General features: G+C 75.4%; 13 protein-coding genes and 1 pseudogene. 11 read left to right on the top strand and 3 right to left on the bottom strand.

Annotation, left to right across the window (positions count from 1 at the left end; translation table 11 throughout):
• Positions 1-459: pseudogene (locus ACFWPT_RS39680) on the top strand (RNA helicase); the annotation flags it as partial.
• Between the two features lie 66 nt (positions 460-525).
• Positions 526-1,404: a tetratricopeptide repeat protein gene (locus ACFWPT_RS39675; RefSeq protein WP_079136336.1), complete on the top strand. Its 879-nt coding sequence runs from the start codon at positions 526-528 to the stop codon at positions 1,402-1,404.
• A 90-nt stretch (positions 1,405-1,494) separates the two neighbouring features.
• Here the strand turns inward: ACFWPT_RS39675 and ACFWPT_RS39670 are convergent, their stop codons facing one another.
• Complete coding sequence (locus ACFWPT_RS39670; protein ID WP_079135935.1) at positions 1,495-2,865, bottom strand: DUF1015 family protein; 1,371 nt, start codon at positions 2,863-2,865, stop codon at positions 1,495-1,497.
• A 92-nt stretch (positions 2,866-2,957) separates the two neighbouring features.
• Between ACFWPT_RS39670 and ACFWPT_RS39665 the strand changes: the two genes are divergently transcribed.
• Both ACFWPT_RS39665 and ACFWPT_RS39660 read left to right on the top strand, forming a co-directional pair.
• Positions 2,958-3,557 (top strand): tetratricopeptide repeat protein, encoded by a 600-nt coding sequence (locus tag ACFWPT_RS39665; RefSeq protein WP_380379772.1) that lies wholly within the window; start codon positions 2,958-2,960, stop codon positions 3,555-3,557.
• Between the two features lie 86 nt (positions 3,558-3,643).
• Positions 3,644-4,681, top strand: coding sequence for an HAD-IIA family hydrolase (locus ACFWPT_RS39660; protein ID WP_380487845.1), 1,038 nt, complete (start codon positions 3,644-3,646; stop codon positions 4,679-4,681).
• Positions 4,682-4,791: 110 nt separating this feature from the next.
• Here the strand turns inward: ACFWPT_RS39660 and ACFWPT_RS39655 are convergent, their stop codons facing one another.
• On the bottom strand, positions 4,792-5,139 hold the full coding sequence (locus tag ACFWPT_RS39655; RefSeq protein WP_380379778.1) for a sterol-binding protein: 348 nt from the start codon (positions 5,137-5,139) through the stop codon (positions 4,792-4,794).
• Positions 5,140-5,316: 177 nt separating this feature from the next.
• Here ACFWPT_RS39655 and ACFWPT_RS39650 point away from each other — a divergent pair, with 177 nt between their 5' ends.
• The 4 genes from ACFWPT_RS39650 (at position 5,317) to ACFWPT_RS39635 (ending at position 8,238) form a co-directional block, all read left to right on the top strand.
• Positions 5,317-6,210, top strand: coding sequence for a histone H1-like repetitive region-containing protein (locus ACFWPT_RS39650; RefSeq protein WP_380487843.1), 894 nt, complete (start codon positions 5,317-5,319; stop codon positions 6,208-6,210).
• Positions 6,194-6,382, top strand: coding sequence for a hypothetical protein (locus tag ACFWPT_RS39645; protein WP_063349645.1), 189 nt, complete (start codon positions 6,194-6,196; stop codon positions 6,380-6,382). Before ACFWPT_RS39650 ends, ACFWPT_RS39645 begins: the two co-directional genes overlap by 17 nt.
• Complete coding sequence (locus ACFWPT_RS39640; protein WP_380341245.1) at positions 6,379-7,236, top strand: TlyA family RNA methyltransferase; 858 nt, start codon at positions 6,379-6,381, stop codon at positions 7,234-7,236. The genes ACFWPT_RS39645 and ACFWPT_RS39640 overlap by 4 nt, the downstream gene beginning before the upstream one ends.
• Positions 7,237-7,329: 93 nt before the next feature.
• Positions 7,330-8,238 (top strand): NAD kinase, encoded by a 909-nt coding sequence (locus ACFWPT_RS39635; protein ID WP_063349647.1) that lies wholly within the window; start codon positions 7,330-7,332, stop codon positions 8,236-8,238.
• Between the two features lie 19 nt (positions 8,239-8,257).
• Here ACFWPT_RS39635 and ACFWPT_RS39630 read toward each other — a convergent pair whose 3' ends face one another.
• Entirely contained in the window at positions 8,258-9,757 is a 1,500-nt protein-coding gene (locus ACFWPT_RS39630) for a PLP-dependent aminotransferase family protein (protein ID WP_380487840.1), read from the bottom strand.
• A gap of 132 nt (positions 9,758-9,889) precedes the next feature.
• Between ACFWPT_RS39630 and ACFWPT_RS39625 the strand changes: the two genes are divergently transcribed.
• The 3 genes from ACFWPT_RS39625 to ACFWPT_RS39615 all read left to right on the top strand — a co-directional run bounded on the left by ACFWPT_RS39625 (position 9,890) and on the right by ACFWPT_RS39615 (position 13,820).
• Positions 9,890-10,585 carry a YitT family protein gene (locus ACFWPT_RS39625; protein ID WP_380487838.1) on the top strand — a complete coding sequence of 232 codons (696 nt, stop codon included), beginning with the start codon at positions 9,890-9,892 and terminating at the stop codon, positions 10,583-10,585.
• Between the two features lie 88 nt (positions 10,586-10,673).
• A complete protein-coding gene (recN, locus tag ACFWPT_RS39620) occupies positions 10,674-12,407 on the top strand; it encodes a DNA repair protein RecN (protein WP_380487847.1) in 1,734 nt (577 codons plus the stop codon).
• Between the two features lie 234 nt (positions 12,408-12,641).
• Positions 12,642-13,820 carry a glycosyltransferase family 4 protein gene (locus ACFWPT_RS39615; protein WP_380487836.1) on the top strand — a complete coding sequence of 393 codons (1,179 nt, stop codon included), beginning with the start codon at positions 12,642-12,644 and terminating at the stop codon, positions 13,818-13,820.
• Positions 13,821-13,918: the final 98 nt, after the last annotated feature.

Raw genomic sequence — 13,918 nt, 5'->3', positions numbered from 1 at the left:
TTCAACCGCGATGACCGTGGTGGCGACCGTGGCGGCTTCCGTCGTGACGACCGCCCCTCCGGTGGCGGCTTCAACCGCGACCGTGGCGACCGCCCGTCCGGTGGTGGCGGTTTCCGTCGCGATGACCGTCCGAGTGGCTTCAACCGTGACCGTGACGACCGTCCGCGTCGTGACGACCGCCCGTCCGGTGGTGGTTTCAACCGCGATGACCGTGGTGGCGACCGTGGCGGCTTCCGTCGTGACGACCGCCCCTCCGGTGGCGGCTTCAACCGCGACCGTGGCGACCGCCCCTCGGGTGGTTTCAACCGCGACGACCGTGGCGGCGACCGCGGCGGCTTCCGCCGTGACGACCGCCCCTCCGGCGGTGGCTTCAACCGCGACCGTGGCGACCGCCCGTCCGGTGGTTTCAACCGCGACGACCGCCGTGACGACCGGGGTGGCTACGACGACCGTCGCGGCAACTACGAGCCCGTCAAGCGCCTGCCGATCCCGGAGGACGTCACCGGCTTCGAGCTGGACGGGGACGTGCGCCAGGAGCTCAAGAGCCTTCCCAAGACGCTCGCGGACGACGTCGCCCGCAACCTGGTGATGGTGGCCCGCCTGCTCGACACCGAGCCGGAGGAGGCCTACCAGTTCTCCCGCGTCGCGCTCCGTCTGGCCTCCCGCGTGGCTGCCGTCCGTGAGGCGGCCGGTTTCGCCTCCTACATGACGCAGCGGTACTCCGAGGCGCTGACCGAGTTCCGTGCCGCCCGTCGGATGACCGGCCGTGCGGACCTGTGGCCGGTGATGGCCGACTGCGAGCGCGGTCTGGGCCGTCCGGAGCGGGCCCTGGCGATGGCCGGTGAGCCCGAGGTGAAGCAGCTGGACAAGGCCGGCCAGGTCGAGATGCGTCTGGTCTCCGCCGGCGCCCGCTCCGACATGGAGCAGTTCGACGCGGCCGTGGTGACCCTGCAGAGCCCGGAGCTGGCTTCCAGCGCCGTGCACCCGTGGACCGCGCGTCTCCGGTACGCCTACGGCGAGGCGCTGATCGCGGCCGGCCGTGGCGACGAGGCCCGTGACTGGTTCGCGAAGGCGGCCGAGGCCGACACCGAGGGCACGACCAACGCGGCGGAGCGCCTGGCCGAGATCGACGGCGTGGAGTTCGTGGACGCGCTCGACCCGGAGATGGCTGAGGAGGAGTTCGAGCAGGCCGACGCCCCGGCGAAGAAGCGCGGCGGCGAGGCCTCCGACGACCGCGTGATCTTCGAGGACGAGGAGAACGTCGAGGAGTACTACGACGAGGACGACCTCGAGATCGACGAGGAGTTCGACGGCGTGGTGCCCGCGCGCGCCACCGAGGCCAAGGACGAGGCCAAGGACGAGGCGAAGGCTGACGCCGAGGCCAAGGGCGACGCCCGCAGCTGAGCGGTTCCGACCGACGAGTGAGGCCCTGCCCGCTTCCCCTGAAATTCAAGGGGAAGCGGGCAGGGCCTCTTCGCGTTTCGGCGGGGGAACCTAGCCCAGTTCGAGGTTGCGCAGCACCAGTCCGGTGGCCGGCTTCGGCCCGAAGGAGGTGGACTTGCGCGGCATGGTGACGCCCTGTTCGGCGAGTCTGCGGACCACGCTCTCCCGGACCGGGTGCAGCAGGACGGCGGTGCCGCCGGTGCGCGCGGCCTCCTGCTCGGCGGCTGCGGCGGTGTGCAGGTAGCCGATGTCGTCCGGGCCGTCGGGGACGTGCCAGGTGCGGTCGAGCAGGGTGGCGTGCAGGACGGTGGCGTCCAGATGGCGCCACTCCTCGGGCCGGTCGTGCGGCACGGTGGCGTCGAGCAGTGCCTCCTCGGGCTCGCCGAGCAGCCAGTACACGCCGTCCCCGCCGGTCAGTATGAAGCCGTTGCCGCCGTGCCGTTTCTGTTCGGCGAGGGCCTGGAGGGCGGCGGTCAGCGGGCCGGGGACCTCCTTGACCTTCCACTGGTCGCCGAGCCTCTCCAGCGCCTCGGCCACCGGCAGCCGGTACAGCACCCGGTGGATGGCCCGGACCCGCAGCGGGTAGCGGGCGGTGTCCACCAGGAGCACCAGGCCGCGGTCCCACGGGCTGCGCGGCAGGTGGCGGTGCTCGCGCTGGAGGCGGAGGTACATCTCCCAGCGGTGGTGGCCGTCGGCGATCAGGGCCCGGCAGGTGGCGAGGTCGCGGCTGATCTCGGCGATCTCGGCGGGGTCGGCGACGGCCCAGAGGCGGTGGTGGGTGCCGTCGCTGGTGGCCGTGGAGAGCAGTGGCTCGCCCTGGACGGTCCGCTCGATGACGCCGGAGGCGCCGCCGCTGCCGCGGTAGGTGAGCAGCAGCGGTTCGAGGTTGGCCCGGGTGGTGCGCATCAGGCCGACCCGGTCGGCGACCGGCCGCGGCATCACGTCCTCGTGGGGGAGGACCACGCCGGCCTCGCGACCGCTCACCGCGAGGGCGCCGATCAGTCCGCGTTGAAGCAGCTCGGGGGAGTCGCCGGTGGCTGGCACGCGCTGCTCGTAGACGTAGAGCGCGGGCGCCGGGTCGGCGGCGAGGATCCCCTCGCGCTGCCAGGCGGCCAGGAGCCGGGCGGCGTGCCGGTACTTGGTGTCGCGGTCGGGCCGGTCGCCGGCGTCCTCGGGCTCGGGCCTGGGCAGGATCAGCCGGACCACGTTGTGCGGGTCGGCGGTCTCCAGGTCGAGCCGACGGCCGGGGTCGACGACGTCGTACGGCGGTGACATGACCGCAGCCAGCGCGCCGACCCGATCGGGGACGTAGCGCAGGCCTTGGAAGGGTGACAGGGACAGGCCTGCGGTGGCGACGTGCCCGGGATCGCCGGGGCCGCCCTCGGGAGTCTCGACTCCGTCTTCTGCACTGGGTGTGCTCATTCTGGGCATCGTAACCGGGTACGCGTTGTTGAGAGATCGGAATACCCGTGCTGACCTGTGGGACGGGTGTGCGACCGAGGGCGAGGTACCGCATGGACGACGGGCAGGAACGGCTGGACGGCAGCGGCCCGGCCGAGCAGGGCGGGTTGGACGGCGCCGGTGGCGGGGGTGCGCAGGTGCACGGCGGCGTGCCGGCGCAGGGGCGTTCCGGCGAGCCGACCGGGGACGTGTACGACTGGTTCCGGCGCGGCGGGAGGCTGCTGGCCCAGGGCAACGCGGCGGCCGCCGAGCAGTTGCTGGTCCGGGCGGCGGCGGCCGAGCCGCAGTCGCGCAGCATCCGGGAGACGCTGGCGCGGGCCCAGTTCGACACCGGTTCGTACGCGGCGGCGCTGGAGAACTTCCGGGCCGTCGCGCTGGCCGATCCGTCGGACGACTACGCTCAGTTCGGGTGGGGCGTCGCGGCGGCCCGGCTGGGCGACTTCGAGACGTCCGCCGAGCACCTGGCGCTGGCCGTGGCCATGCGGCCGGGCACCGAGCACTACCAGGCGGCGCTGCGGCAGACCAGGGCGACCCTGGCGGCCCGCGCCGGGGCGTTCGGGCCGCTGCTGCCCGGGGCACCCGGGTACCTGGCGCCCCCACCGGGCCCGGACGGGGCGCCGACGGGCGACGCCGGTGCGGACGACGAGGTCTGACCGGCTCGGGGCCCACCGGCTCAAGGGCCGACCCGCTCGGGGGCACCCGAGGAAGCGAACGACGCAGTGAATGAGGTAGCGCAGCCATGACCGCACCGACCACCACCGTGCGACGGACCGCCCCCGGCGGCAGCGAGCAGCCGTTGACCGAGGCGTACGACACGGCGCTGCTGGACCTGGACGGCGTGGTCTACGCGGGCCCGCACGCGATCGAGCACGCCGTGGACGCGCTGGCCGCCGCCCGGACGGCCGGGATGCGGCTCGCGTACGTGACCAACAACGCCTCCCGCCCGCCGCGGGTGGTGGCCGAGCACCTGACCGGGCTGGGCGTGCCGGCCGAGCCGGCCGACGTGATCAACTCGGCGCAGGCAGCCGCCAGGGTGGTCGCCGAGCAGGTGCCGGCCGGGGCGAAGGTGCTGGTCGTGGGCGGTCCGGGGCTGGAGGAAGCACTGGCCGAGCGCGGGCTGGTCGCCGTCCGCTCGCTGGCCGAGGAGCCGCTCGCGGTGGTCCAGGGCTACGACCCGTCGGTCGGCTGGGCGCAGCTGGCGGAGGCCGCGTACGCGGTGCAGCAGGGGCTGCCGTGGGTGGCCTCCAACACCGACCTGACCATCCCGACCGCGCGTGGCATCGCGCCCGGCAACGGGACGCTGGTGGCGGCGGTGCGGGCGGCCGCCGGGGTGGACCCGGTGGTGGCGGGCAAGCCGCAGCCGCCGATGCACCGGGAGACCGTGCTGCGGACCGGCGCGCGGCGGCCACTGGTGGTCGGCGACCGACTGGACACCGACATCGAGGGCGCGTTCAACGGCGGGGTGGACAGCCTGCTGGTGTTCACCGGGGTGACCACCCCGGCGCAGCTGCTGGCGGCCCCGGCCGAGCACCGGCCGACCTACCTGTCGGCGGACCTGCGCGGGCTGCTGGAGCCGCACCCGGCGGTCACGACCGGGGCGGACGGCTTCGGTTGCGGCGGCTGGGTCGCGTCGGCCGCCGGTGGCGTGCTGCGGCTGGACGGCGGCGGGGACCGCTGGGACGGTCTGCGGGCGCTGTGCGCGGCGGCGTGGACGGCGCTGGACGCGGACGGCGCACCGGCCGACGGGCGCAAGGCCCTGGCCGAGCTGGGGTTCTGAGCCGCCGCACGGCGCTCAAGGCGAGGGCGGTCGGGGCCAGGACGCTCAAGGCGAGGGCGCTCGGGTCCGGAGTATTCGGGGCCAAGAGGGAAGGACCACGGCGGCCGGGTTCAGAGCAGGGTGCGCAGCCGCAGCAGGTCGCGGAAGCCCGCCTCCAGCCGGATCCGGCCGCCCGCCCAGGCGGACGCGAAGTTGAGCCCGCCGAAGACCACGGCGACCAGGTCGTCGCTGCTCATGGTGAGCCGGATCGCCGCCTTCTCGGCCGGGGCGCCGGGGGCCGAGGCGAGGTCGTGGATCCGGCCGTCGCGCAGTTGGCCGGTGAAGGTCAGGTCGAGGTCGGTGATCCGGCAGCTGAGCGAGCGGTCGAGGGCGGCCGCCTTGCGGACGTCACCGGTGGACTTCGCCATGTTCCGGCTGAGCTGTTCCAGCGCCTCGCGGCACTCCTCGGCGTTGGCCATGGCGGTGGTTCCCCTCCCTGGGTTCCCTGGTGGTTGCGGCAGGTGACGGCGATGGTCCCTGCCGGGCCACGGTACCGCAGGCGGGTTTTGGCGGTAGCGTCGTCCGTGGGGTGCCCGGATCGGCCCGGGCACCGACGGCGACGGAGCGATGCGCGCAGGCGCTAAGGAGGCACCCGGATGCTGCCGAGGACGGTGCGGGGAGTGGTGGAGGTCGCCGCCGGGCTGGCGGAGGAGGTCGGCAAGCGGGTCGTCGGGACGGCGGCCGTGATCCTGGAGCGGACCGGGGTCGACGTCACCGAGGTCGAGCGTCGGCTCGGCGGGCAGTTCCCGCCGTCGGCGAAGACGCTGCAGACGCTGGCGGAGGAGGCGGTCACCGCCGGGCGGGCCGGGGTGGACCTGGCCGTCGGGGTGGCGCGCGGCGAGGTGGAGAAGGCCTTCGAGAAGGTCGGCGACCAGGTGATGAAGGTCGGCGTGGTGCTCGCCTACCTGGAGAGCAAGCTGCGCGAGGTCGAGGAGGAGGCCGAGCCCGCGGTGCGGTCGGCCGGGGTCGACGAGGCGGCGGAGCCGACGCCGGCGCCCCGGGCGGACGACCTGTTCGGGCGCGGCTGGGAGCGGGCGGACGAGCAGCCGGCGGCCCCGGCGGCGGGGGAGCCGATAGTGGCCGAACGGGTGGAGGTGGACGAGCCGGTCGAGGTCGACCCGCCCGTCCCGCCGGTACGGCCGTCGCTACCGGGGAAGGCCGCCGCGAAGCGGACCCCGGTGAAGAAGTCCCCGGCGACGGAGCAGACCTCGACGGAGAAGGCCCCGACGGAGAAGGCCCCGGCGGCGGGCCGGGCCGGGGCGAAGAAGTCCCCGGCGAAGAAGGCGGCCGCCAAGAAGCCGGTGGCCAAGAAGACGGCCGCCAAGAAGACGACCGTGCGCAAGACGGCCGTCAAGAAGACCGCCACCGCGCAGCAGGCCGCCGCCGAGCCGGCCGCGCAGCCCAAGGCGCCCGCGAAGCGCACGGCGACGAAGAAGACCACCGTCCGCAAGGCCACCAGCACGAAGAAGCCCGATGACCGGACCAGCTGAAGCCGTCGAACCGCTCGGCGTGGAACAGACCCCGACCGGCCACCCCGTGGTGGACGCCGGGCTGGCCCGGCTGGAGGCCCTGGACGGGGTCCCGGCCGAGGCACACGTCGAGGTGTACGAAGATGTTCACCAGCGGCTGGCCGACACGCTGGCCGCGCTCGACCAGGAATGACCCTGGAACGACCCGCAGGACTCGTAGGAGCTGAAACACCAGTGGCAGTGGCACGACGCCGACTCGACGCGGAGCTGGTCCGCCGCAAGCTGGCCCGGTCGCGTGAGCACGCGTCCGAGCTGATCGCGGCCGGCCGGGTGACCGTCGGAGGCACCACCGCGACCAAGCCGGCCACCCAGGTGGAGACCTCGGCGGCGGTCGTGGTGGCCAAGGACGACAACGATCCCGACTACGTCTCGCGCGGCGGGCACAAGCTGGCCGGGGCGTTCGCCGCCTTCGTCCCGCAGGGCCTGGTGGTCGAGGGCCGCCGGGCGCTGGACGCGGGCGCCTCCACCGGCGGCTTCACCGACGTCCTGCTGCGGGCCGGCGCGGTCGGCGTGCTGGCGGTGGACGTCGGCTACGGGCAGCTCGCGTGGTCGCTGCAGAGCGACGAGCGGGTGACGGTGATGGACCGCACCAACGTCCGGGAGCTGACCCTGGAGCTGATCGGCGGCACCCCGGTCGACCTGGTGGTCGGCGACCTGTCGTTCATCTCGCTGGGCCTGGTGCTGCCCGCGCTGGCCGCCTGCGCGGCCGGGGACGCGGACCTGGTGCTGATGGTCAAGCCGCAGTTCGAGATCGGCAAGGAGCGTCTGGGCAGCGGCGGGGTGGTGCGCAGCCCGCAGCTGCGTGCCGAGATGGTGCGCCAGGTCGCCGGGCAGGCGTGGGGGCTCGGGCTGGGCGTGCGCGCCGTCACCGCGAGCCCGCTGCCGGGCCCGTCCGGGAACGTGGAGTACTTCCTGTGGCTGCGCCGGGACGCCCCGCAGCTGGATCCCGCCGAGGCGGACCGGGCCGTCGCGGAGGGGCCCCGATAGGGTGCTGTGGGGGCGTCCGGTCCGTCATGCTGTGTGACGCGGCCGTACCGGGGCCGAAGGCGACCCGGCAGGCGTGAGGGAGAGGGCAGCGGCATGAGCGATGAAGAACGTACGGTCTTCCTGATCGCGCACACCGGCCGGGCGGCGGCGCTGCGCAGCGTCGAGGCCCTGGTGCACGGGCTGCTGAAGGCGGGCATCCGGATCAGACTGCTCGCCTCCGAGGCGCTGGACCTGGACCTGCCGGACGGGGTCGAGAAGGTGGCCGGGGGGCCGGGCGCGGCGGACGGCTGCGAGCTGATCCTGGTCGCCGGCGGGGACGGGACGCTGCTGCGCGGGGCGGAGCTGGCCCGCGAGCACGGGCTGCCGATGCTCGGGATCAACCTGGGCCGGGTCGGGTTCCTCGCCGAGGCCGAGCGGGACGATCTGGCCGTGGTGGTCGAGCGGGTGGTCGACGCCGACTACGAGGTCGAGGAGCGGATGACGATCGACGTCATCGTCCGCACCAACGGCGATGTGGTGCACCAGGACTGGGCGTTGAACGAGGCGTCGATCGAGAAGGCGTCCCGGGAGCGGATGCTGGAGGTGGTGACGGAGGTGGACGGCCGCCCGGTCTCCAACTTCGGCTGCGACGGCGTGGTGTGCGCGACGCCGACCGGTTCCACCGCGTACGCGTTCTCCGGCGGCGGGCCGGTGGTGTGGCCGGAGGTGGAGGCGCTGCTGATGGTGCCGATCTCCGCGCACGCGCTGTTCGCCCGCCCGCTGGTGACCTCGCCGGATTCGGTGCTGGCCGTCGAGGTGCAGCCCAAGACCCCGCACGGCGTGCTCTGGTGCGACGGGCGACGCACGGTCGAACTGCCCGCCGGCGCACGGGTGGAGGTCCGCCGGGGGCAGACCCCGGTGCGCCTGGCCAGACTGCACCGGGCGCCGTTCACCGACCGGCTGGTGGCCAAGTTCGCGCTGCCGGTGACGGGTTGGCGCGGGCGGGCGAACACCCACTGCTGACGGCCCGTCGGGCCGCTGGTCAGATCGCCAGCGGCGGGGTGTCGCCGGGCGGCCCGTACCGGCCGCCCGCCGTCGCCCGGGCGGCGGTCTCGGCGAGCCGCTGCACGGCGGCGGGGACGGCCGGGGCCGGCACGGTGAGCGGGATCCGGACGTGGTGCTCGAACGCGCCGTCCGAGCCGAACCGGTTGCCCGAGGCGATCCTCACCCCGGCGCGTTCCCCGGACCGGGCCAGCGCCGCGCCGGACAGCCCGCCGGTGGACACCCAGAGCGAGAGCCCGCCGGGCGGCGGCGTGAACGACCAGCCCGGCAGGTGCTCGGGCAGTGCGGCGGCGAAGGCGTGCGCCGTCGCCCGCAGCCGGTCCAACTGGTGCGCCCGGACGGCGGGCAGCGGCTCGCCCAGCAGTTCGGCGGCGATCAGCTGCTCCAGGACCGGCGTGCCGACGTCGCTGTAGACCCGGTCGGCGGCCAGCCGGCGCACCAGCGCGGGCGCGGCCCGGACCCAGCCGATCCGCAGGCCGCCCCAGAGCAGCTTGCTGGCCGAGCCGACGGTGACCACCTGGGCGGACCGGTCCAGCGCCGCCATCGGGCGCGGCAGCGGGACGGACTCCGGTACGCCCCAGCCGAGTTCGGCGGTGGTCTCGTCGACCAGGACGACGCTGCCGGCGGCCCGGGCGGCGGCCAGCAGCTCGCGGCGCTGCTCCTCGCCGATCAGTGCGCCGGTCGGGTTGTGGAAGTCCGGGATCACGTAGGCGACCTTGGGCGCGGCCCCGCGCAGCACCCCGCGCCACTCGGTGAGGTCCCACTCGGGCTGGGGGCGGTAGCCGTACGGCACCGGCACCAGGCGGGCGCCGGTGATCCGGAGCGCCTGGAGGGTGTGGGCGTAGCTGGGCGCCTCGACGGCGACGCGGTCGCCGCGGCCGATCAGCGCCCGCTGGACCAGGTGCAGCCCGCCCATCGCGCCGGTGGTGACGAGGATCTGGTCGGGGGTGGTGGGCAGGCCGCGCTGGGTGTAGCGGCGGGCGAGGGCCTCGCGCAGCACCGGGACGCCGGTGGGGTAGTGGCCGTGCCCGGCGGCGTAGCAGGGCAGCTGCTCGACGGCCCGGACGGCGGCCTCGCCGAGGAAGGGCTGCGGGGCCGGCAGGGCGGCGACGCCGAGGTCCAGGGTGCGGCCCTGCTCGTCCGGGGGGACGGGGTGCAGCGCGTCGCTGGGCGGCGGGGCGCCGTCGGGCAGGGTGGTCCAGCTGCCGGCGCCGCGGCGGCTGAGCAGGTAGCCGTCGGCGCGCAGGGTCTCGTAGGCGGTGGCGACGGTGGTGCGGCTCAGCTCCAGGGCGCCGGCGAGTTCGCGCTCGGCGGGCAGCCGGGCGCCGACCGGCAGGCGGCCCTCGGTGACCAGCAGCCGGATCTGCCCGGCGAGGGTCCGGTAGGCGGGGCGGCGGGCGGTGGCCGGCTCGGGCAGCCGGGCGGCGGCGAGCAGCCGGGCGAGCGCGGGCGGGGTGACGGTGGTGTGCCAGTCGGCCAAGGCTGATCAGTCCACTTGCTCGAAATTGGCCCTGGAGCGGGCTCTATTGGCCTGACCATCATGGCAGTGCGGCCGTCGAGTCCGCCACCGCCGGGGCCGCCCGGGGTGCAGCACCACCCGCAGGAGCGCCCGATGGCCACCACGACCACGCCCACGACCACGCCCGAACCCGCCCCGGAGGCCGCCCGGCCCCCGCTCGCCGCCCGGGTGCTCGGCGACACCCACGCCCTGGGCCGCCGGATCCCGCAGCTCGCCGTCGGCCTCTACCTGTACGGCGCGAGCATGGCGCTGATGCTGCGCTCCGGCCTCGGCCTCGACCCGTGGGACGTCTTCCACCAGGGCCTGCAACGCGTCGCCGGCCTCTCGGTGGGCACCTGGGTGACCATCTGCGGCGCCCTGGTCCTGCTGCTGTGGATCCCGATCCGCCAGCGCCCGGGCGTCGGCACCGTCGCCAACGTGCTGGTGCTGGGCGCCTCGATGGACCTCACGCTGCGGCTGGTCGACGGCCCGCACGGGCTGCCCGCCCGGATCGCGCTGATGGCCGCCGCGATCCTGCTCAACGGCCTGGCCACCGGCCTCTACATCGGTGCCCGCCTGGGCCCCGGCCCGCGCGACGGCCTGATGACCGGCCTGCACCGGCGCACCGGGCGTTCGCTGCGGCTGATCCGCACCGGCATCGAGGTGACGGTACTGGCCGCCGGCGTCCTGCTGGGCGGCACCGCCGGGGTCGGCACGGTCGCGTACGCACTGGCGATCGGCCCGCTGGTGCAGATCTTCCTGCCGTGGTGCACGGTGCCGGGACCCGGGCAAACGCCCCGGAAGGGGTGAACTTCCGGGCACGGAGTTGCCGCGCGGCGTTGCCGCTCGTCGCGCGCCGGGGGTGGAACCTCGTAAGGTCGTCTCCGTGTTGGACGAGATGCGGATACGGGATCTTGGGGTCATCGACGACGCGGTGGTCGAACTCGCCCCCGGCTTCACCGCCGTGACCGGTGAGACCGGCGCCGGAAAGACCATGGTCGTGACCAGCCTCGGCCTGCTGCTCGGCGGCCGCGCCGACCCGGGCCTGGTGCGCAACGGGGCCGGACGCGCCGTCGTCGAGGGCCGGCTGGAGCTGCCCCCCGGCTCCCCGGCGGCGATCCGCGCGGCCGAGGCCGGGGCCGAACTGGACGAGGGCGCCCTGCTGATCAGCCGGACCGTCTCCGCCGAGGGCCGCTCCCGGGCGTACGTCGGCGGTCGGGCCGTCCCGGTCGGGCTGCTCACCGAACTCGGCGAGGAACTGATCGCCGTGCACGGCCAGACCGACCAGCAGCGGCTGCTGCGCCCGGCCCGCCAGCGCGGCGCGCTGGACCGTTACGCGGGCGAGGCGGTGGCCGAGCCGCTGGCCCGCTACCGGGAGACCTACCGGAGCCTGCGCGAGGTCTCGGCCACCCTGGAGGAGCTGACCACCCGGGCCCGTGAGCGCGCGCAGGAGGCCGACCTGCTGCGCTTCGGCCTGGACGAGATCGCCGCCGCCGAGTCGGTGGCCGGCGAGGACACGGAGCTGGCCGCCGAGGCCGAGCGGCTGGGCCACGCCGACGCGCTGTCCTCCGCCGCGACCCTCGCCCACGCCGCCCTGGCCGGCGACCCGGCCGACCCGGAGGCACTGGACGCGGGCACCCTGCTCGCGCAGTCCCGCCGCGCCCTGGACGCCGTGCGCCACCACGACGAGCGCCTCGCCGGCCTCGCCGACCGCCTCAACGAGGTCGGCTACCTGCTCGCCGACGTGGCCGGCGACCTGGCCGGCTACGCGGACGACCTGGACGCCGACCCCGTCCGGCTCGCCGCCGTCGAGGACCGCCGGGCCGTCCTGGCCCAGCTGCTGCGCAAGTACGGCGGCCCGGAGAACTCCCTCGCCGAGGTGCTCGCCTGGGCCGAGGCCGGCTCCGCCCGGCTCGCCGAACTCGACGGCGACGACGACCGGATCGACCAGCTCGGCGCCCAGGAGACCGCGCTGCGGGCCGAGTTGGCCGAGCTGGCGGCCGAGGTGTCGGGCGCCCGGCAGGCCGCGGCCGGGCGTTTCGCCGACGCCGTCTCCGCCGAACTCGCCGAACTGGCGATGCCGCACGCCCGGGTGACCTTCTCGATCGCCCAGGTCGACGACCTGTCGGGGATCGAGGTCGACGGCCGCACCGTCGCCTACGGCCCGCACGGCGTGGACGAGGTCGAGGTGCTGCTCGCCCCGCACCCCGGCGCCCAGCCCCGCCCGATCGCCAAGGGCGCCTCCGGCGGTGAGCTGTCCCGCGTGATGCTCGCCGTCGAGGTGGTCTTCGCGGGCGCCGACCCCGTCCCCACCTACCTGTTCGACGAGGTGGACGCGGGCGTCGGCGGCAAGGCCGCGGTCGAGATCGGCCGCCGGCTGGCCAAACTGGCCGAATCCGCCCAGGTCGTGGTGGTCACCCACCTGCCGCAGGTCGCCGCCTTCGCGGACCGGCACCTGGTGGTGGAGAAGACCAACGACGGCACCGTGACCCGCAGCGGCGTCAAGGTGCTGAACGACGAGGAGCGGGTGCGCGAACTCTCCAGGATGCTGGCCGGCCTGGAGGACTCCGAGCTCGGCCGGGCCCACGCCGAGGAACTGCTGGCCGCCGCCCGGGCCCCGCGCCACCGCTAACGCGGGTCCGGCAACCCCCGGCCGGACCTGCTGCGACAGGCCCTGGCCGGGGCGTCCGACCCACCGACAGGGCCGGGTGGCCCTTGCGGACGGAAGGCGACGCGCCCCCGGTGGCGCCGACTGTCCAAGAGGGCCGCCGACCTGGCATGGTGGCGGCTGGACACTGGCTTTCCAGTCCCGAGCGCCGCCGACGGGCAACCCTCGCGAAGCGGCGCGCGAACCTGATCGAGTCGGATGCGAGAGAACGTGGACCATTCCGCCGCCCGGGCCGCCGCTGCCACCCCAGAACCGGGGCAGCTGCACGTGGTACTCGTCCTGGCCGCCAGCACCGGCGGTATCGGTGCCCACGTGCGCTCCCTGGCGCAGGGCCTCGTCGCGCACGGCGTGATCGTCACGGTGTGCGCCCCGGCCGGCACGGACGCGCTGTTCGGCTTCTCCCGCACCGGCGCCAGGTTCCACACCGTCGACATCACCCCCACCGCCGGCGCCCGCAGTGACGCCGCCGCGATCGGCGAGCTGCGCCGGGCCTTCACCGGCGCCGACGTGGTGCACGCGCACGGGCTGCGCGCCGGGCTGCTCGCCGACCTCGCCCTGCGCACCGCCGGCCGCTTCCCGGGCCTGCGCCCGGAGACCCCGCTGGTGGTCACCTCCCACCACGCGCTGCTGGCCACCGGCCTGGAGCGCCGCCTGCAGCGGCTGATGGAGCGCCGGGTCGCGCGCGCCGCCGACCTCGTCCTCGGCGCCTCCTCCGACCTGGTCGCCCGGGCCCGCGAGCTGGGCGCCACCGACGCCCGGCTCGGCCCGGTGGCCGCCCCGCCGATGCCCGAGGGCCGGCTCGACCGGGCCGCGGCGCGCGCCGCGCTGCTCGGCGACGGCCCGGACCGGCCGCTGGTGCTGGCGGTCGGCCGGCTCGTCCCGCAGAAGGCCTTCGGGCTGCTGCTGGACGCCACCCGCGAGCTGTCCGTGCTGGACCCGGAGCCGCTGCTGCTGCTCGCCGGGGACGGGCCGGAGGCGGCCGGGCTGCGCGAGCGGGTCGCCGCCGAGAAGCTGCCGGTGCGGCTGCTCGGCTTCCGCACCGACGTGCCCGACCTGCTGGCGGCCGCCGACGTGGTGGTGGTCGCCAGTCGTTGGGAGGCCCGCTCGCTGGTGGTGCAGGAGTCGATGCGGGCCGGCGTGCCGGTGGTCGCCACCGCCGTCGGCGGGATCCCCGAGCTGGTCGGCGACGCGGCCGTGCTGGTGCCGGCCGGCGACCCGGTCGCGATCGGCGGGGCGGTGCGCGGGCTGCTGGCCGACCCGGCGGGCCGCGAGCGGCTGGTGGCGGCCGGCCGGCAGCAGGCCGAGACCTGGCCGGACGAGGCCGCCACCGTCGCCCAGGTGCTCAGCACCTACGACGAGCTGGTCCAGCGGGGCTAGGCCCAATGCCAGTGACTTTGGTGTGTCTGTCTCGTTGGTTGTGGTGTGGCGAGGGTGGGGCAGGTCAAGTCGTGTGCGGGTGAGCGGTTGTCGGATCG

Origin of the sequence: Kitasatospora sp. NPDC058478, assembly GCF_042720345.1 — a bacterium.
GTDB lineage: Bacteria > Actinomycetota > Actinomycetes > Streptomycetales > Streptomycetaceae > Kitasatospora.
Note: the sequence above shows the minus strand (reverse complement) of the source record. Positions and strands in the feature narration are given on the sequence as shown.